Consider the following 18,944-nt stretch of genomic DNA (forward strand, 5'->3'; position numbering starts at 1 on the left):
CAACATTTTATTGAACATATTAAAAATTTTATTAATTTGTAATATATAAATAAATATATTACTTTACTAGGCAACTTGCAATATAAGTTTCCTTTTTAACACAAAAAAAAGTAGCTACTACACCAATATTTTTAATGTAATCGCTACTTTTTTATAACCTTTTTAGTTTTCTCTCTGCTGATTAATAAATGTTTTGATTGCTTCAATTTCTCCGGTGAGGCTACCCTGACATAACTCTGGTTTCCCTCCACCACGTCCATTGAATCTTTCATTTAGCATCTTACTTAATGGACGGACATCTTCCTTGCTGCTTCCTAGGGCATATTTGATATTCCCCTCTTGAACAGTAATCACTAAGAACACTTCATCACTAAGCTCTGTTAATAAAACGCAAAGCTTTCTCATCTCATCAGCCGTTAAATTCTCTTGATAAATGAAGTTTTGTCCTTTTTGCACATACTCTTGTGCTCTAAAGATTAATAAATCATTCGTTACTGCGGCAAGCTTCTGCTTAAGACTTCCGAGCTCTTCTTGCTGTTTAATAAAAGCTTCTAAAATCTTTTCTGTTTTAGTAGAAAGCATTGCACCTACTTCTCTTGTAATCATTAATCTTTGGTCATAATCTCTAAGGGCACGTTTCCCACAAAGAAGTGTTAATCTCATACCGCCTCTATGTCTTTCCCAGCTTATGCATTTAATAATCCCAATTTCACCACTTCTATTTACATGCGTTCCACAACATGCACAGGTATCATATTGACCAATTTCCACAAGTCTTACTTTCCCAACAATGTCTATCTTTGAACGATAATCACGGTCTTTAATTGCTTCAGGTTCAAAAAGCGCCGCCTTAACAGAAATATTTTGAAAGACTGCTTCATTGGCAAGGCTTTCAATCTCCTTAATCTGTGCTTCTGTAAGCTCTCCATCTAAATCAGCTGTCATATAATCATCACTTAAATGGAAGCCTACATTGTTGTAACCATATTTTTCATGAATAATGCCAGATACAATATGCTCCCCACTGTGCTGCTGCATAAAATCAAATCGTCTTTCAAAATTTATTTTTCCCTCTACTTTACTGCCTACTTCAAAAGGCTTATTTACCACATGATATATAATGTCTTCTTTAATAAAAACATACTTCACTTCCACATCATTAAGCATGCCTTCATCTGCTGGCTGCCCGCCACCTTCAGGATAAAACGCAGTCTCATCAAGTACAACTGTATACCCCTCTTTATAAGGTTCGCATTTTACAACATTCGCCTCAAAATCTGTTAAATAACTATTGTCATAATATAACTTCTTAGTCACCTTTTTTCTCCCTTCACACTTTGTATCCTTTTAATATTTTCCCTTTAACTTTTTAAGAGTATCCACACAAATAGTTTGATTTATACACCCTATCGTTTGCTCTATTACCTTGGCATGCTTTCCAAATTCACCATGTTCATCACTGCCTACTGTTTTTATAAGATTATGTTGGTCACAAAATGCTTCACATGTCTTGGTCATAAGCTGCGTGTGTGTTGGGTAATAGCATTCAATGCCATCAATCCCTTGCTGATTTAAATCTTCTAAGATAGCCTTAATTTCTGCTTCATTCAAATGCTTGTAATACTCTCCTGGATGTGCTAAAATGCTTACCCCGCCAGCCTTTTTAATAGCCTGACAAAGCACATTTATTTCCGGGAAATTATAACTTTTAAAATCACAGTCATATGCACTGTATAATCTAAAGCCATCAAAAAGCTTCTTCGTAACGCCTCTATCAAACATATAGTGAAGGCCTTTCCAACCCCCCTGATGTACATCATACGTATACTTTTCATAATCCGCCATATTTACCTGTGAATAATCCTTCTCAAGTTTTTGAACTAAATGCTCACTCATAAGCTGCATTTCATCATCTGCCTGATGAATAAGCGTCATAAGCTCAGGTGTATTCTCAAAGCCATAAGCTAATAGATGAAGTACCTCTCCCCTATACTTACAGTTAATTTCACATCCTTTAATAGGCATAATTCCTTCCTCTGCTGCCGCTTTATTAAGCTTCTCCCATGCATTTATCTTATTATGGTCTGTTATAGCAATAGCCTCTAAACCTCTTGCCTTAGCTACCTTAACGACTTCTTCTGGTGACATGGTTCCATCAGAATAAAATGTATGAACGTGTAAATCTGCTCGCATGTTACTACCTCCTTATAGCTCTACTTCCACCCCATAATGGTCAGATACAACTTCCTTATATTGCCCATTAAAAATAACACGTGAAGTTTTTACTTCTACTGGTCTATTCATTAAAATAAGGTCGATACGCAAATCTAATTTATTGCCGCTCCAACCTGCAATCTCGCCTTGTACTGTAGCACCTTCATCTTTTTCTTCTGCTAAAACATAACTATCTACTAACCCTTTGTCTATTAAATAATCATAACCCTCATCTTTTATATTGGCATTGTTATTAAAATCGCCCATTAGAAAGCTTAAGCGCTTCATATTTACCTTAGCCATCAGCTTGTCCATTTGAGGCTTTGCTGGGTCCAGTTCATCATGCCACCAGCCTAAATGACAAGAATATAAATCTATAAGTTCTCCATCAACTTCAATTGTTCCTTTTACAATCGTCCTGCGTTTAGGGTTTGTCTCATCTGTAATACCTGAAACTAAAAAGGCTTCCGTTTCTTTAAATGGCACTTTTGATAATATTGCACACCCTTCTTCATAGGTGCTGCGAAGTGATTTAGCCTTGTCCCAAAAATAATAATATTTAGGTCCACCTAATGCGGCTACCTTTTCAAGCAGTATTTCAATAAAATTGTTTTTACGAATAGGCGTTCCTTCAATAAATTTACCATTTATAAACTCTTGCCTTGTTCCCTCAGCAGAAAGATACCCTTGCATAATACCTTCTATTTGAATGAGTTGATTGACCTCTTGAAGGGCAATAACATCATAATCCTTTTCCTTAATAACTTGTGCTAAATGGTTAAGCTTGTATTCTCCATTTTCTTCTCGCCATGAATGTGTATTTAAAGTTAATATTTTCACTGTCTTCACCTCTATTTTATATTACCCTAATTAAACAGAGGTTGCACCCTTATTTTGGCGCAACCTCTGTTTTGATTATTTAATAGCCATGTACTTTTCTTTTTCAAAAGGATCATTATTAGAAAATAAATTTGGATTAATTGCAAGAAGTTCATTTAAAACTTCTGTCATAGGTGCTGCTTCACAAATACGTACAATAGCATCTCCAAATTTTCCTTTTCTCATTACTTTTTTCTCTTCTAAAAATTCATCAACTTTCCAGAAATACTCTGACCAGTGATCGCCATGATGCCTTCTAGATGGTACGCTAATTTCCTTGCCTTCTGGCGTTACTACAACTAATGCCTCTCTTGTATCCGTCATTCTACCTGGTATATCTACCCATTCTTCTACGCCATGAATGAATGTATTTCTTCTAAGATCTACGCCTAAAAGCATAATCTGTGCCTTACGATCTAGAAGTTTCCCCCATGGTGACTTTCTTGCACAAGGCGTATCCCAAAGTTCATTATCCTTCACAAATGCTGCGGCCTCTTTTCCTAATGCCGCTACAGAATGGGTGGGATGCCAAGACCTAATAACACCTTCTCGTTGTCTAAATAGCTCAGGTAAAATCCCTACACATACTTTAGAATCCGTTACATAAAATTTAGGATTATCTGCATTAATATAAGACCAGGTATGTGTCGGAAGCACCAATAAACCATCTTGCATATATTCACTTAAAGCATCCAGCACAGTATCAGCTCTGCCTTCTACCTCACCTATACTCTTCATAGATGAATGTACAAGTAATGTCCCCTTAGGGTCAACATGTAATTCTTTTAGATAATTTAGTAAATCTTGTTTCGTATATGCCATATTATTTTCCCTCATAATTTTTAGAAATAATGTATATTTTTAATAACTAGTCTAACTTATCTCCTTATTTTTTACAAGATAAAATTTATTATGAGTATGGACACTACTTATTACCTGTAATCCCTACCATCTTTAATAAAAATTGTGCATTAGTTGTCCTGCATCGCCCTTTCTTTAACCTATAATCAAAGCCAATGCGGTTATCTTTATAATATTCTTCAAAATGATAGTTATAAACCTTTCGCTTCCTTTCTGTACGCATCTCAAGTTCACAAAGTTCAAAGTCATGCGTACTGACCATCACAATCACCCAAGGCTGTTCTAAGGCATTAATGGTTTCCTTGGCACCTAGTATACGATCTGCTGAGTTAGTTCCCTTAAAAATTTCATCAATTAGTACTAACATTGGACGCTTTGTATGTGAGGCATCAATCATCCCCTTAATACGCAAAAGCTCTGCATAAAAACTAGAAATACCTGCATTGACATCATCTTGCATACGCATAGAAGTCTGTACTTCCATTCTTGTAGCAAAAAAGTCCTTAGCCAAAACAGGAGCGCCTGCATAAGCAAGTGCTAAATTCACGCCTATGGTACGTAAAAATGTGGTCTTACCTGACATATTAGATCCTGTAATAATACATGTTTCAGACTGAATATCTAGGTCATTTCCAATAGCTTCGTGTATCAACGGATGTTTTAAGGCACTAAAATGAATAGCTGGTTTATCTTTTTCTGCAACCTCTGGGAAGCTATATTCTTCCTTTACATCACAAAGTACTGCTAAACTTAACAATGCCTCTATCTCCCCCATTACACTTAGCCATTTATCTACTGATTTCCCATACTGCTTGCACCACATACCAAATACATCATTGCAATGAAAATCCCACATTAAAAATCCTGCTACCACCATATATGCAATAGCATTTAATCTAACTTTTAAGGCTTCCGATAGTTTATAGAGGGTTTCTAATCCTTCCTTAGGGCCCCCTTCTTCACAAATACTTTGTTTTAATGCCTTTAAATAGCTACTTTCAAATTCCTTTTCTTCGATAGCCAGAAGAAAGTTTTTATATACATTTATATTTCTGCTAAATCTTAAAATAATATCAAAAATTTCACTATGTTTTCTAAAATAACAGAATGCTAGTCCAATCTGCATTGTAATAGATGTACTGCCTGTTAAGGCAAATAATTTGCTTTCACCATTTAAAACAATCACTACCACAGAAAATAACGCCACAAAGGGGATCACTAAGCTAAGTACTTTTAGCCCTCTACTTTGTCCCTGTTTCTTCTTCCCTAAAATCTCTATGAATGCTGTAATACTAGCTTCATCTACATTTTCCTTCTTAAGTGCTATAAGCTGACTAAGCGTCTTTAAATGAAGTGCAAAATCTTCATTTTGTGCTAACTCTTTAATGGCCTCTTGCCTTGCTTTAATCTCCTCTTGTTTCACGCCCTGTACAAGTGCCTGTGCTAATGCCTTTTTTCCATAAGGCGTATGTGCTACACAAAGATATTGAAAAACAGACCCTTTTCCTAATAAATCTAAGTCCTTAATTCTAGGAATTGCGTCATCTGCATAACGACTGCCATCCTCTTCAAAATCTAGCCAGCCTTTGTCTAAACGCTTTAAATTTCCCTCGAGTACTATCTGTTTTGCCTGTTCATACTGCTTTTGTTCATTTAACTGATTGTAGCGTCTAATTAAAATTATAAAAATCCCTAAAAAAAGTATAATGCCTAAATAATATATTTTCTCTTGCCATGCGAGTCCTATAATTAAGCTCCCCAACATGCCTAAGAAGCTCACTACTCTTAAGCTACCAAGCTTCCCAATCCTTCGTTCAAGGCTATGAATCTTCTTACGACTTATCTCTACTTGTTCTAAATACGTTTTTCTTTTCATATGCTCTCCTAATTTTATTCCTCCAAATTAATTTCTGTTGACAAAATGTCATACGCATATGTTATCTCCCTTATATTCAAAATGCATGACATGATATAGTCTTCCGTCTACAGTAAATCCATTACGTGTAATGCCAATTAGTTCAAATCCTAAATCTTTTAAAATCTTAATGCTAGCTTCATTAACAGTAACAGCATCTGCAAATAATACTTTGACCTTCACCTCTTTCAATGCATATTCTAAAACTGCCTTAGCAGCTTCCTTGCCATATCCATTATTCCAAAATCGCCTAATAAGCTGATAATAAAAACCACGTTTTTCCCCATCATCATCAACTGTTGGAATACCTATGACGCCTATAACTTCCTTATTTTTTAAAACAACAAAATGTCCTATATGCGCACTCTTTTCTTCATTTTTGAGCCATATGTCAATCTTATCTCTTACAGCATCTACATCAGATAATTTCATAGCATTGGTATAACGAATCACTTCTTCATCTTGCCATAATTCAAGTAATTGTTTTGCATATTTTTTTTCTAATGGTACAATTTCTAATCTTTTGGTTTCTAATTTCATCCCCTACCCCTCTTTTCTTTTTTATCTTCTTCTAGAACTTCTACCTTTTATTATAAACATTCATTGCTTAGATAGACTATATTTTTTAAAGTTATCTAATTATATATATAAATAAAACCTGCTAATGATGCCTCCTTTTCATTAACAGGTTTTATCTTCTCTTATTTATTTAGTTGTTCTTTAACACGGTCTGGATAATTAGAAATAATCATATCTACACCAATTTCAATCATATATGCAATATCTGCTTTTTCATTAATTGTATATGGATTTACCTTAATTCCTTTTGCATGGGCTGCTGCAACAACTTCCTTATTAAGCGTTCTATAATCTGGATGAATTGCATTAGCTCCGGCATTTAAACAGTATTTTTCTGGTTCATACAGCGGTTCTATATAAAGAAGTCCTGTCTCAATTGTAGGCTGAATGCTTTTGCATTTTACCATAGAATAATGATTAAAACTTGAAAGAATCACTTGCTTTTCCATGCCATAATCCATAATCATATGAATCACCTTTTCTTCTAATAAAGGATACTGTACAATTGTATTTTTTAGCTCTAAGTTTAACAAAATCCCATGTTTTTTCGCTAATATCAGCAATTCTTCTAGTGCAGGTACACCTAAAGCATCTAATTCTTCAAATGTATGCGCCTTCACATAGCCAGTACCCGTTGTGGTACGATCAACTCTTTCATCATGAATAAGAACTAATACACCATCTTTAGAAATCTGTACATCTGTTTCAATGCCATCGCAGCCAAGTTCAATGGCCTTCTCAAAGGCTACCATTGTATTTTCTGGTGCATGGCCACTCGCACCTCTATGCGCTATATTTAAAGTCATAAAACCTTCCCCCTATAAACTTATATCTACCTAATCTATTTGTGCTATCTATAACTTACTACTACTTAAACTATTATTTTATCTTACTTTGTCTTATTATATCTTTCAATAGCTTTGTTAATGGTTTGTGCACTGGCATTTACAGCTTCTTCTGGCGTTAATTCATGGTTTAGCAGTTTCTCAATATTTTCTTCAATACATGCTCTAGCTTCTGGGAATACTGCTAAAAGTGCACCTGTGCTACCTTTGCTATCATGAAGCTGATCAATAGCTGTTTTAAACTCTGGTTGCGCTTCTAAATGCGCAGTCATTTCTGGTAAATCATAAGCTTTAGTTGTAATAGGGAAATAACCCGTTGCCTTTGACCACTTAACTTGTGATTCAGCTGAAATCAAATATTTTACAAACTCCCATGCTGCTTGCTCCTTTGCATCATCTTCTTTGTCCATAATCCAAAGTGAGCCGCCACCTATAGAAACACCGCCTTGATCCTCATTTGTTACACCTGGAAAATACGCTGTTCCTAATTCAAACTTGCCATTAATACTTGCTTTGATTGTTGAAAGTGAAGCTGTAGAACCTAAAAGCATTGCTGAATTCCCTGCTGTAAAGGCATCTTTATTTACATCTTCATCACGTCCTAAATTCACCATGTTCCCCGCATCTACTGCCTCAAGCCATTTTTCCATAATGCGAAGGCCTCCCCCATTTTCATCAAAGCTTACAGCTGTAGCCGCATCTGTTCTCCCATTTCCATTATTAGCATAGTCAAGTCCTGATTTTACTAAGAACTGTTCAAAGAACCAACCATAAATTTGAATATTTGCCCCATATGTGGTCACATTGTTGCCCTCTTTCTTAGCTAACTTCTCAGAGTATGCCATCATTTCTTCAATACTCTTTGGTGCTACCTCTGGGTCAAGCCCTGCTTCTTTAAAAAGATCTTTATTATAGTATAAAATCGGCGTTGAGCTATTAAATGGCATTGAATATAACGCATCATTTATAGAGTAATATGCTAAAATATTCTCTTCTAATTCGCTCGTATCAAACCCTTCTGCATCAATAAAATCTTGCATTTTACATGCATACTCACTATCAATCATCCAGCGTGTTCCAATATCATAAAGCTGCATTAAATCCGGAGAAGCTGCGCCTAATGAAGCACTCTTTAATTTATTAATAGCCTCATCATAACTTCCTTGATACTGCACTTCTACTTTAATTTTATCCTGTGAACTATTGAATCCATCCGCTAATTGCTGCAATGCCTCACCGCCAACACCGCCCATAGAGTGCCAAAAGACTATCTCAACAGGCGCCTCACTAGCTGCTGATGTTGCCCTTGCACTCGTTGTCTCACCACATCCAACCAAGCTTCCCATAGCCACCATACCAACTAAGCTTGCGCCTAAAACTCTGTTTACTAATTTCATCTTCATCTCTCCTATTTTCCTCTTATGTATATTGTTATCTTTAATCTTTCTTATCCTTTTACTGCCCCTGCTACCATTCCATCTACCAGCTGCTTTTGTCCTAAAATAAATATTGCAATCGATGGAATAATAATCATGAGTGCACCTGCCAATACAATTTCATAGTTATTCCCTTCTGAAAACTGCAGCATGCTAATCCCAATTTGAACAGTTCTCTTACTTGGATCATTAATTGTTAAAAGAGGCCACATATACTGATTCCATGTATTAATAAAAACATAGATTCCTAATGATGCCATAACCGGTTTAGAAATCGGCATAATAATTGAAGTTAAAAACTTAAAATGACCACATCCATCTAGTGCCGCAGCTTCTTGTAAATCTTTAGGTACCGTTAAATAAAACTGCCTTACCATGAAAATCCCCATTCCAGATGTTAAAAATGGAATAATAAGCGCCTTCATACTATCTAACCACCCTAAGTTACTTACAGTTAAATAATTTGCTACAATAATGACTTCGCCTGGAATCATAACTGTGACTAAAACAGCCATAAAAAGTACATTTTTTCCTTTAAACTCAAAGAAAGAAAAGGCATAGGCCGCAAGGCTGCATGTAATAAGCTGACCTATTGTCACACAGATTCCTACGACAAAGCTATTCTTTAAAAAGCTTGTAAAAGGTACCATCTCCAAGGCCCTAATATAATTTCTAAGACTCGGTGCACTTGGTAAAAACCTAGGCGGATTCTGTGACATATCTGCTGCACTCATTAAACTAACCGAAAAAGCATATAAAATAGGTGCAATAATTAATAAGCCAACAATAATACTTATGCTGTTTAAAATGATTTTTTTACCTTTAGAACTCATTATTTGTAATGCACTCCTTTCTTCTCAAATGCCAACTGTACGAGTGTCATACTAAAAACAATCAAAAATAAAATAATAGATTGACTACTCGCCATTTCAAACCTACCATTAAAGAACGCATCTCTATAAATAGAATGAACAATCACATTGGTAGAATCCCCTGGCCCTCCTTGTGTCAAAAGCTTGATTTGGCCAAATGCCTGAAAAGCACCTACTAAGTTCATGAAAAGTACAAAGAAAAGCTGTGGTGTTAAAAGCGGTAAAATAACGGCTTTAACCTTTTGCAAATAGCTGGCACCATCTATATTGGCACTTTCAATTAGTTCCTTAGGTACAGACTTAAGCCCTGTAAATAAGAAAATAAAATTCATTCCAAGGCCTAGCCATACTGTCACGAAAGCCACCACATAAATAGCTACTTTAGGATCCGCTAGCCACCTTATATTTGTATTTAGCAAATAGTTAGCAATCCCATTTGTCGGATGAAAAATAAGTATCCAAATCATTGCTGCCGGTGCTGATGCAATAGCCATTGGCATTGAAAACATCAGCTCATAAATACAATTATGTTTTAATTTATTATCTGCAAGTAGCGCCAGTGCTAAACTTATGACCATTGTAGGAATAATAATCAATATGGCAAACTTGAAGGTTACTCCTAAGCTATTATAAAAACTGGCTGAAGTAAGTAGTTCTATGTAATTTTCAAGCTCCACAAACTCTACAGCTTCTCCCCTACGATTTGTAAGGTTGAAACTTAAATAAATCGTTTTAAAGAATGGATAATATACAAATAATCCAAACAAGATAAAACTTGGTAATAAATACAAATACGGTACTAATTTCTCCTTATGGCCTAATTTCGTCCTACTTAATATAGGATTCTTTGCTTTGCTTACTTTCAAGGTTCCTTCTAATGATGACTCTAAAGCTATTTCTGACATCCAACATCCTCCTTATTAAAATGGTTAAACTAATCTATCTTTCTAACCTACATTCACAAATTTTTCAATGGCATATGCCACGCCATCTTCTTCATTGGTTTTTGTAATATAGTCTGCAATCTGTTTTACTTCTTCAAAAGCATTTCCCATGGCGACACCTAGACCTGCATATTGCAACATCTCTACATCATTTCCTGCATCACCAATGCACATGACCTCATGAGGTGCAATATCTAATCGTTCTGCAAGTGTTTTTATACCTTTTTGCTTTCCAGATGCTTTGCTTAAAAACTCTAAGAAAAATGGCATGCTCCTTACAACGTTATAATCCTTATATAAATTTTCAGGAAGTTGCCTAATCACACGGTCAATTTCCTTAGGTGCCCCTACATACATCACCTTAATAATCTCTTCATGTATAGCAATTTCCTCAAAATTCATTTCATAAATAGGAATGTTATTCATCCTTCCTTCTAACTGAGAGTATTCATTCATCCGAGGTGTAATACATCCCTTCATCAAAAAAGCATGAAGATCAATCTCTAACCTCTGTGCCAGTTCATATAAACGATGTAAATCATTCCCCTTAAGCATGTTCTTTGCAATAACTTCCTTTGTCTTTACATTTTGTACAATACTTCCGTTATAGCTCATCACATATTCATCTTCCGCTACAAATTCTAACTCCTCTAAGTAGCGTTCCAAACCATGAATAGGCCTTCCAGAAGCAATTACAACCTTAACGCCCTTTTCACGCACTTTTCGTATCGCTTCTTTATTTCGTTTTGAAATGGTATCATCCCTTCTAAGTAATGTCCCATCCATATCAACTGCAATCAGTTTATACATATCTTTTCTCCTCATGTTTAACATTTCTACTAATGTCATCATAACTTGTCCAAATTAAATGTAGATTTGTGTTATTTTAAATTAATGTAAAATACCCCTTTACACAAATTTAATATATAAAAGGAGGCGCTACGAAATTTGTTCGTAACGCCTCCTTTAAAAAGAGAACAGTTGATAGCTTTCATTTAAATATAGCTATCAACTGTTCCCTGTTAATATTCATTCTGAGTATTTCAATTTTATTTACATTTTAGTTTTATAAACTTCTGACCACTGCCTATCTTCCACTAAAACATGTTCTACTAGCCAATCATTTAATGCCCTTAAAAGCTCGAGGATTTTGTCATTTTGATGTCTATCAATCTCATCCATATCTAATTTATAAATATAATCTACAAAGTCATTATGTGCAACTTTATGTTTAAAGAATTTGCTATACTGAATCTCAAATAATATCTTTTCTTCTTCTGCAAAATGATATTTTACATAGTCTCTTAATTCATTTACAATTTCTACAATCTCATCAAATTTATCTGAGTGTTCTGGCAGTTCTAGCATCCCCTCTGCTTCTTCTGCTAAATCAAATAATTTCTTGTGTTGTTCATCAATAATATCTACACCTATCCTATAGGACTCTTTCCACTGAATCATGCTTCACCCTCCAAATTCATATATTTTCCTTTTATTATATCATATACAAAAAATATGACTACTCCCTATATTTCTTAGGTTATAGTCATATTTTTCATATTTAGATTTTATAGAAGGCAATATATCAAGTCGTTTAATTTACTTTAATCTGAGTCCAAGCCTCATCATACATTTGTTTTACCTCAAGAGGTAAATTTGTGTATAACTCACAACGTGACATAATTTCTTCTGTCATATAAGCATTAGGATTATTTCTAATATGTTCATCTTGCTCCAGTCTAGCTTCTTTGTTTGGTGTTGTATAACCAATCTCATCTGCTATTCTAAGTGCACTTTCTTTATCACTGATAAAGTTAATGAACTTCTCTGCTCCGTTTACATTAACAGCATTAGCTGGGATACATAAGCTATCAATCCAGAAGTTTGCCCCTTCTTTTGGTACAACATACTCTAAATTTGGATATTCATCTTGAAGATTAAGCCCTTCACCTGACCAAATCATATTAATAGCTGTTTCTCCATCTGCAATCATTGTTGTGCCATTATCAACACCATATTTAGGGTCAACTAATGCTCTTTGTTCTAATAATAATTGTTTTGCTTCTTCAATTTCATCTGGATTTGAAGAATTCAGGCTATAACCTAATTTCTTTAAAGCTGCCCCGATTGTATCTCTATAAGTATCAAACATAAAGACTTGATCTCTATACTTTTCATCCCATAGTATATCCCAACTATCCACACCTTCTGTTACCACATCTTTATTATAAATAATCCCTACCGTTCCAAACATATACGGAACTGAGTACTTATTACCTGGGTCCATTCCCAAATCTAAGTATTCTTCGTCCATTTGTGCAATGTTAGGGATATTATCTTTATTAAGCTCTTGAAGAAGGTTTTCTTCAATCATTCTAGGCATTAAGGCATCTGATACTAAAATCACATCATATTGTACCCCACTGCCAGCAATCTTCTGATACATCGTTTCCATATCATCAAATGTGCTCATTTTTACTTTGATGCCATATTCCCTTTCAAATTCCTTAAGTGTTTCATTATCAATATTTTCTCCATAGTTATAGAAAGTAATTGTTTCTGAACGCTTCCCACAACCTACTGCTAACATACTAACTGCAAGTATGCAGCCTGCTACACCTACTAATTTTTTAAACTTCTTCATGTAATTTTTATTTCCTTTCTCTATTTTTATCCTAGCCCAACTTATTTTATGTAAGTATATATACCTTATTATAAATGCCGCACTTGTAACCTTTAATGCTGTAGCATTCTGAGAAGAAAAAACTTAATGACATACATATCATAAATTTTTAGTTTGTTTTCCATAAGAACCTACCTATTATAATATATTCTCCTTTATTTAGGAAGAATTATTATCTAAATACAAAAAGCTTGTCACGATTAGTTTCGTGACAAACTTTTTGTATTGTTATAATATCCTATTTAATATATTAAGACGCACTAAGACATGCTTCTTGCTTATATTCTTTTCGTTTCAGTTCCATGACAATCATAATAATACATACAAAACCTGCTATAAAGTCTGCAATAGGTCCTGAGTACATAATGCCATCAATTCCAACAAACATTGGCATAATGATTAATAATGGCAATAAGAAAATAATCTGTCTTGTTAAGGATAAAAAGATTCCTGCCACTGGCTTGCCAATTGCTGTATAGAAGTTTGATGTAATTGGCTGAATGAAGTTAATCATTGTAAAGAATAAAAAGACTCTAAAATATTTAATTGCAAACTCATAATAAGCATCTGAGCCATTTCCAAAAATAGAAATGATTTGTCTTGGTGCAAATTGGAATAAACTAAAGGCAATAACTGATATCCCTAGTCCATATGCAGATGCAAGTAAATAAGCCTTTTTCACGCGCCCATGCTGGCCGCTACCATAGTTATAACTTACGATAGGCTGTAAGCCTTGTGAAAGTCCGATGATAAATGACATATAAAGCATGTTTACCTTTGAAATAATTCCTGCACAGGCAATAGGAATTGCCTCTCCATATACAGATAATGCACCATAGTGCTTTAATGATTGATTCATAACAATCTGTACAACCATCATTGCTAATTGATTGCTACATGGTGCAGCACCTAAAGAAGTAATGCGGCTCACATACTGCATTTTTAATACTAAATGTTCTTTTCTTAACTTTACACTTTTGCAGCGTGTTAAGTAAAATACGACCATACTAAAAGATACTATCTGACCAATGATTGTGGCATAAGCTGCCCCTGCCATACCCCAATCAAAAACAAATACAAATAAGGCATCAAGAACAGTATTTACAAGTGCACCTACAATATTACAAGTCATTGTATACTTAGGACGTCCATCTGCACGAAGGAGATTTCCCCCACCTGTTGCAAGAATTAAAAATGGGAACCCAAATGATACGATTCTTGTATAAACTTTAGCATGCTCTAATACATTATCTGGTGAACCAAAGAATTTTAATAATGGTGTTAAAAAGAGCTGTGTGATTACAAGCAATACAAGGCCACATCCAAATAACACTGTTATTGCATTTCCCATGTAAAATGCTGCCTTTTCTTTTTCCTGCTTATCAGTATGGCTTCTACCCATAGATATATTAAATGCTGCTGCTCCACCAATCCCAAATAATAGCGCAATGGCTACACATGAAATAGATAGTGGAAATGAAATGTTAGTGGCTGCATTTCCGAGCTCCCCTACACTTCTTCCAATAAAGAACTGGTCCACGATATTATAAAGTGAACTTACAAGCATAGCAATAATACTCGGTACGGCAAACTGCCTTAATAGCTTATTGATATTTTCTTCTCCTAACGGATTTTTTCCGCCTATATTTCTCATTTTGTCAAACTCCTTTAATCTTCTTCAAAGTACTCTTCGATATTTTCTACCATTTGAGATAAAATTCTTATGACCTCTTCTGTTTCTTCTTTTTTTAGATTCTTAGACATGATGGCTTCCCATTCTTCTCTTCCCTTTTGAATAGGTTCCCAGCTCTCACGTCCCTTTTCAGTTAAATAAATACGATTGCATCTTAAATCTTCCAGGTCCTTTTTTCTCTCAATAAAGCCCTTTTCCAATAAGGATTTTACAACCCTTGTAATAGCAGATTTATCGATTCCAAGCTCTGATGCAATTTCATCCTGGGTAATCCCATCTTGTCTGTTAAGCACGATAAGAATAGGATATTCACCTGATGCAATATCATATGCCTTGAGGGTTTGTGCCCAAAATATCTGACTTTTTCTATAAAGAATTGAAATCAGTTTTCCTGAATACTCTTTCATAATGACTTCCTCTCAAAATAATTAGTTGACAAGTCAACAAATTTATTTTACGCCAAAACTAGTTGCGTTGTCAACTAATTGTTTGACCTCTCATAAATGCAAAAAAGTTGCTATAGGGAAATTATAAACCTTTCCACTATAGCAACCTTAGCTATTACTGCACCTTATGCCAAACCCATTAAGTACAAAAGAGTAATCTAAAATATAACCTCTACATATCATCATCATATTATTAACAATACATTTACCTGATAGCAACTTATTTAACTTTGATTGATTGTGGTAATATCTATCACCCTGTCACAAGTTTGCTTAGCCAGTGCCATATTGTGGGTAATCATGATAAGGCCCATATTTCTCTCTTTTACTTCTTCTAGGATGACATGCCAAAGCTGTGCCTGAGTAATCACATCTAACATAGTGCTCATTTCATCTGCAATGAGGAACTTTGTCTCTGGAAGCAATGCCCTTGCCACACAAAAGCGCTGCAATTCTCCACCTGATAACTCTCTAGGAAATCGTGTCAGCCACTGCTTTTCAATCCCTAGTTTCGTCATAATGCCTGGATCTAGGCCTTTGGCTTCTTCTAATACCTGCTTCATACGAAAGCGTGGATTGATAGCCTTTTCAGGATGCTGATAAATCAGCTGAATAGGACAAACACCTTTTTTAGGAAGTGCCTGATGATCTATCAGCACTTCCCCATCTATTGGTGCTAAATAACCTGCAAGTATTTTAGCCAGGGTACTTTTTCCATAACCACTTGGTCCTACAATGGCAATTCTTTCACCTGTTTGACACGTCATATTTACATTGTTTAATATGAACTTTCCTTTTTTATTATAGCCAAAGCAAATATTTTTAGCTTCAAGTTGCATTATAACACCTCACCCATCCTTCTCTTACTTCTGTCATTGGAGGTAATTCTTCCTTACACTTTGATGTACAGCTTGCGCAGCGTGGTACAAATGGGCATCCATGCATAACGGAATCCGCATAAGGCTGAAAACCTGGGAGAGGCTCAAAGCCATTTTGCGGCATGGCTCTATAAAGAGCTTTGCTATAAGGATGCCTTAAGCCCTCTTCACCTGCTAAAAAGTCCTGAGGCTTTAAGACTTCAAGCGTTGTCCCTGCATAAAAGATTGCCACCTTGTCAGCTATCTTAAGGGCTAAGTCAATATCATGGGTAATAAGGATAACGCCCTTACCTTCATCTGCTAATTCACGAAATATTGTTAGTGCTTCTATAGCTTGTTCCAGCTGCATTCCTGGAGTTGGTTCATCTGCTATGATAAGTTTCGCATCTCCAACAACTGCTGTAGAAACTAAGACACGCCTTGCCATACCGCCTGATAGCTGAAAAGGATACATGGTCTCGGTTTGTTCATCTAATCCTAATCTATTAAATACCTTTTTAAGTGCTGACATGCCCTTTGCTTTATCCTTATGGCCAATGACCTGCTGAAATACTTTCATAAGCGGATTTAAGTAAGAAACAGATTGTGGCACAAGGGCCATCTCTTCGCCGCGTAGCTCTTGCTGATAGGAAGGTGTCAATGTTTTTCCTTTATAAGTCATCTCGCCACAAGTGACCGCATTTTCTGGCAGAATGCCTAATATTGCAAGGGCTAAAAGACTTTTCCCAGAACCGCTGGAGCCCACAATGGCTAGAATTTCACCTGGCTTCACCGATAAGGAAAGATTAGATATCACCTTCAGCTCCTGTTTTTCTGTTAATTTCGTATACATTTGAAATGAGACTGATAAATTTTTAATCTCTAACAAAGGTTCATTATGTTTCATTTGATTTACCTCATTCCTGTGCACTATAAGGGTCCATAAGTGCTTTTAAATTTTCCCCTAAGCGGTCAAATAAAAATACAATGATGACTAAAGTAAGGCCTGGGAAAAATGCCAGCCACCACATGCCTGCTGATAAATATTTCATACTTTCTGCTAAAATAATACCAATAGCTGGCTGCTCTGGCGAAAGACCATAACCTAAAAATGTAATAGATGCCTCATGCAAGATAGCATGAGGAAACATTAGTATAAGCCCTACGATAAATTGTGGAATCATATGTGGCAAGATATGATTTTTTAAAATAAAGCCGTAACTCCTCCCAAGCTTTCTTGAAACTGCAATATACTGTTCACTGCGTAGCTGCAGCACTTCTGCTCTGATAAGTCTTGCTAAACTTGTCCAATGGGTTACTGCAATCCCAATGAGCAGTCCTTTGAGTCCTCTGCCACAGGCAAAGGAAATTAAGATGATGAGAATAAGGTGTGGGACTCCCATTACAAGGTCAATTACCCAACTAATCACTGCATCTAAACTCTTTGAGCCTACCGCCGAAGCAATGCCTACTAATACGCCAATGACAGCGCTCATTGCTGAAGCAGCTATACCCACTATAATGCTCACACTAAGTCCCTTCATGGTACGTGCAAATAAATCACGGCCTAGCCAATCTGTCCCAAATGGGTGTTTAAAAGAAGGCGTTAACTTTACACTGGCAAAGTCAACTGCAGTGGCCTCTTCACTGATGCATATTCCCATTAAAAGTGCTCCTATAATAATGAGTCCACTTATAATTGTTAATATCAATGTTTTCTTTCTCTTATTCATTACCGCTATTCTCCTTGATTTTAGGGTCTATGATGCCATAAAGTAAGTTTGCAATCAGATTGCCAGTAAAAACAAAGAGGGCACTGAATAAAGTAATGCCTAAAAGTAAAGGGACATCTGAATTTAATCCCGCTGCCGATACAGCAGCACCGAGTCCTGGATAAGAAAATACATTTTCAGTCATTACGCTGCCCCCAAATAACTCTGCAAAAGAAGCAAATTGCAGTGTAATAGCTGGCAGGATAATATTACGAATCCCATGTCTTCTAAGTATGCTAAACTTGCCTTCTCCTCTCGCTTTTGCAAAAAGTACATAATCGCTTTCTAAGACGTCAATGAGCTTAGCTCTTGTATGTAATGCCACATTTGAAAATGACATAAGGCTTAAGGATACTGCTGGCAATATGAGGTGATGAAGCCTTTGACCTAAACTTACTTCACTATTAATCATCCCAATAGGCGTACTGAAGCCAATTGGAAATAGCTTTAACCCTACAGAAAAAATCAAGAGCAGCACTAACCCTAACCAAAAGGTTGGCACGGAACATAAAATTAAACATACTTTCTTTAGGATTTTATCCCATGCTTTATTTTTATTCATCCCCATGACACAACCTAGTGAAAATCCAATTACCCCAGATAGCGTCCAAGCACAAATCATAAGTGCTAATGTATTTAAGAACTTCTCTTTGATAATGTCAAAAACAGGCCTGCGATAAATCAAAGAATTTCCCATATCGTCGCGAAGCAGTGACCCAAACCAATTCATAAATTGTTTTACTGGTGGCTCATTGACTCCCCAGTATTTTTCTAATGCTATTCTCTGCTCTGCTGAGACATTCCCATTTCCTATAATATACTGCTGCACCGGATCTACTGGAGAAAGTTTTACTAATGTAAATGCAATCACACTGACTGCAAATAAAAGGGTCACTACCCTTAATAAATATCTAATAGTTGTTTTTAAATAATCATTCATGTGCAAAA

General features: G+C 35.6%; 19 protein-coding genes. All 19 read right to left on the minus strand.

The features are described from left to right. Positions 1-162 precede the first annotated feature (162 nt). Positions 163-1,317, minus strand: a complete 1,155-nt coding sequence (locus AC1VAQ_RS09570; RefSeq protein ID WP_302597208.1) for an alanyl-tRNA editing protein — start codon at positions 1,315-1,317, stop codon at positions 163-165. A gap of 30 nt (positions 1,318-1,347) precedes the next feature. Next, positions 1,348-2,193: a PHP domain-containing protein gene (locus AC1VAQ_RS09575; RefSeq protein WP_302597209.1), complete on the minus strand. Its 846-nt coding sequence runs from the start codon at positions 2,191-2,193 to the stop codon at positions 1,348-1,350. 12 nt (positions 2,194-2,205) lie between these two features. Beyond that, positions 2,206-3,063 carry an endonuclease/exonuclease/phosphatase family protein gene (locus AC1VAQ_RS09580; RefSeq protein ID WP_479903844.1) on the minus strand — a complete coding sequence of 286 codons (858 nt, stop codon included), beginning with the start codon at positions 3,061-3,063 and terminating at the stop codon, positions 2,206-2,208. A gap of 66 nt (positions 3,064-3,129) precedes the next feature. After that, positions 3,130-3,915 carry an AAC(3) family N-acetyltransferase gene (locus AC1VAQ_RS09585; protein WP_302597212.1) on the minus strand — a complete coding sequence of 262 codons (786 nt, stop codon included), beginning with the start codon at positions 3,913-3,915 and terminating at the stop codon, positions 3,130-3,132. 103 nt (positions 3,916-4,018) lie between these two features. Next, positions 4,019-5,830 (minus strand): MutS-related protein, encoded by a 1,812-nt coding sequence (locus AC1VAQ_RS09590; RefSeq protein WP_302597213.1) that lies wholly within the window; start codon positions 5,828-5,830, stop codon positions 4,019-4,021. Between the two features lie 48 nt (positions 5,831-5,878). After that, entirely contained in the window at positions 5,879-6,409 is a 531-nt protein-coding gene (locus AC1VAQ_RS09595) for a GNAT family N-acetyltransferase (RefSeq protein WP_302597214.1), read from the minus strand. A 161-nt stretch (positions 6,410-6,570) separates the two neighbouring features. Continuing rightward, complete coding sequence (locus AC1VAQ_RS09600) at positions 6,571-7,254, minus strand: glycerophosphodiester phosphodiesterase (RefSeq protein WP_302597215.1); 684 nt, start codon at positions 7,252-7,254, stop codon at positions 6,571-6,573. 83 nt (positions 7,255-7,337) lie between these two features. Continuing rightward, positions 7,338-8,690: an ABC transporter substrate-binding protein gene (locus tag AC1VAQ_RS09605; RefSeq protein WP_330697533.1), complete on the minus strand. Its 1,353-nt coding sequence runs from the start codon at positions 8,688-8,690 to the stop codon at positions 7,338-7,340. Between the two features lie 50 nt (positions 8,691-8,740). Beyond that, the gene (locus AC1VAQ_RS09610) at positions 8,741-9,562 is read right to left on the minus strand and encodes a carbohydrate ABC transporter permease (protein ID WP_302597218.1); all 822 of its coding nucleotides are present in this window, start codon (positions 9,560-9,562) and stop codon (positions 8,741-8,743) included. Further along, the gene (locus AC1VAQ_RS09615; RefSeq protein WP_479903845.1) at positions 9,562-10,506 is read right to left on the minus strand and encodes a carbohydrate ABC transporter permease; all 945 of its coding nucleotides are present in this window, start codon (positions 10,504-10,506) and stop codon (positions 9,562-9,564) included. The genes AC1VAQ_RS09610 and AC1VAQ_RS09615 overlap by 1 nt, the downstream gene beginning before the upstream one ends. Positions 10,507-10,548: 42 nt before the next feature. Continuing rightward, positions 10,549-11,355, minus strand: coding sequence for a sugar-phosphatase (yidA, locus tag AC1VAQ_RS09620; RefSeq protein ID WP_479903846.1), 807 nt, complete (start codon positions 11,353-11,355; stop codon positions 10,549-10,551). A gap of 243 nt (positions 11,356-11,598) precedes the next feature. After that, positions 11,599-12,006 carry a bacteriohemerythrin gene (locus tag AC1VAQ_RS09625; RefSeq protein WP_303244171.1) on the minus strand — a complete coding sequence of 136 codons (408 nt, stop codon included), beginning with the start codon at positions 12,004-12,006 and terminating at the stop codon, positions 11,599-11,601. A 133-nt stretch (positions 12,007-12,139) separates the two neighbouring features. Then, the gene (locus AC1VAQ_RS09630) at positions 12,140-13,189 is read right to left on the minus strand and encodes an ABC transporter substrate-binding protein (protein ID WP_302597222.1); all 1,050 of its coding nucleotides are present in this window, start codon (positions 13,187-13,189) and stop codon (positions 12,140-12,142) included. Positions 13,190-13,478: 289 nt separating this feature from the next. Then, entirely contained in the window at positions 13,479-14,882 is a 1,404-nt protein-coding gene (locus AC1VAQ_RS09635; RefSeq protein WP_302597223.1) for an MATE family efflux transporter, read from the minus strand. Between the two features lie 14 nt (positions 14,883-14,896). Beyond that, on the minus strand, positions 14,897-15,328 hold the full coding sequence (locus tag AC1VAQ_RS09640) for a MarR family winged helix-turn-helix transcriptional regulator (RefSeq protein WP_302597224.1): 432 nt from the start codon (positions 15,326-15,328) through the stop codon (positions 14,897-14,899). Positions 15,329-15,591: 263 nt separating this feature from the next. Beyond that, entirely contained in the window at positions 15,592-16,206 is a 615-nt protein-coding gene (locus AC1VAQ_RS09645) for an ABC transporter ATP-binding protein (protein ID WP_302597225.1), read from the minus strand. Next, entirely contained in the window at positions 16,196-17,131 is a 936-nt protein-coding gene (locus AC1VAQ_RS09650; RefSeq protein ID WP_479903847.1) for an oligopeptide/dipeptide ABC transporter ATP-binding protein, read from the minus strand. Before AC1VAQ_RS09650 ends, AC1VAQ_RS09645 begins: the two co-directional genes overlap by 11 nt. A 10-nt stretch (positions 17,132-17,141) precedes the next feature. After that, a complete protein-coding gene (locus AC1VAQ_RS09655; protein WP_302597227.1) occupies positions 17,142-17,957 on the minus strand; it encodes an ABC transporter permease in 816 nt (271 codons plus the stop codon). Continuing rightward, positions 17,950-18,936, minus strand: coding sequence for an ABC transporter permease (locus AC1VAQ_RS09660; protein WP_479903855.1), 987 nt, complete (start codon positions 18,934-18,936; stop codon positions 17,950-17,952). Before AC1VAQ_RS09660 ends, AC1VAQ_RS09655 begins: the two co-directional genes overlap by 8 nt. Positions 18,937-18,944 lie beyond the last annotated feature (8 nt).

It is taken from the genome of Cellulosilyticum sp., from assembly GCF_982396655.1.

What these genes read in the sequence shown, in the direction of transcription:
- AC1VAQ_RS09575 (WP_302597209.1), bottom strand. Translation starts at nt 2,193, where the DNA reads ATGCGAGCAGATTTACACGTTCATACATTTTATTCTGATGGAACCATG.
- AC1VAQ_RS09585 (WP_302597212.1), bottom strand. Translation starts at nt 3,915, where the DNA reads ATGGCATATACGAAACAAGATTTACTAAATTATCTAAAAGAATTACAT.
- AC1VAQ_RS09590 (WP_302597213.1), bottom strand. Translation starts at nt 5,830, where the DNA reads ATGAAAAGAAAAACGTATTTAGAACAAGTAGAGATAAGTCGTAAGAAG.
- AC1VAQ_RS09595 (WP_302597214.1), bottom strand. Translation starts at nt 6,409, where the DNA reads ATGAAATTAGAAACCAAAAGATTAGAAATTGTACCATTAGAAAAAAAA.
- AC1VAQ_RS09600 (WP_302597215.1), bottom strand. Translation starts at nt 7,254, where the DNA reads ATGACTTTAAATATAGCGCATAGAGGTGCGAGTGGCCATGCACCAGAA.
- AC1VAQ_RS09605 (WP_330697533.1), bottom strand. Translation starts at nt 8,690, where the DNA reads ATGAAATTAGTAAACAGAGTTTTAGGCGCAAGCTTAGTTGGTATGGTG.
- AC1VAQ_RS09610 (WP_302597218.1), bottom strand. Translation starts at nt 9,562, where the DNA reads ATGAGTTCTAAAGGTAAAAAAATCATTTTAAACAGCATAAGTATTATT.
- AC1VAQ_RS09615 (WP_479903845.1), bottom strand. Translation starts at nt 10,506, where the DNA reads ATGTCAGAAATAGCTTTAGAGTCATCATTAGAAGGAACCTTGAAAGTA.
- yidA (WP_479903846.1), bottom strand. Translation starts at nt 11,355, where the DNA reads ATGTATAAACTGATTGCAGTTGATATGGATGGGACATTACTTAGAAGG.
- AC1VAQ_RS09625 (WP_303244171.1), bottom strand. Translation starts at nt 12,006, where the DNA reads ATGATTCAGTGGAAAGAGTCCTATAGGATAGGTGTAGATATTATTGAT.
- AC1VAQ_RS09630 (WP_302597222.1), bottom strand. Translation starts at nt 13,189, where the DNA reads ATGAAGAAGTTTAAAAAATTAGTAGGTGTAGCAGGCTGCATACTTGCA.
- AC1VAQ_RS09635 (WP_302597223.1), bottom strand. Translation starts at nt 14,882, where the DNA reads ATGAGAAATATAGGCGGAAAAAATCCGTTAGGAGAAGAAAATATCAAT.
- AC1VAQ_RS09640 (WP_302597224.1), bottom strand. Translation starts at nt 15,328, where the DNA reads ATGAAAGAGTATTCAGGAAAACTGATTTCAATTCTTTATAGAAAAAGT.
- AC1VAQ_RS09645 (WP_302597225.1), bottom strand. Translation starts at nt 16,206, where the DNA reads ATGCAACTTGAAGCTAAAAATATTTGCTTTGGCTATAATAAAAAAGGA.
- AC1VAQ_RS09650 (WP_479903847.1), bottom strand. Translation starts at nt 17,131, where the DNA reads ATGAAACATAATGAACCTTTGTTAGAGATTAAAAATTTATCAGTCTCA.
- AC1VAQ_RS09655 (WP_302597227.1), bottom strand. Translation starts at nt 17,957, where the DNA reads ATGAATAAGAGAAAGAAAACATTGATATTAACAATTATAAGTGGACTC.
- AC1VAQ_RS09660 (WP_479903855.1), bottom strand. Translation starts at nt 18,936, where the DNA reads ATGAATGATTATTTAAAAACAACTATTAGATATTTATTAAGGGTAGTG.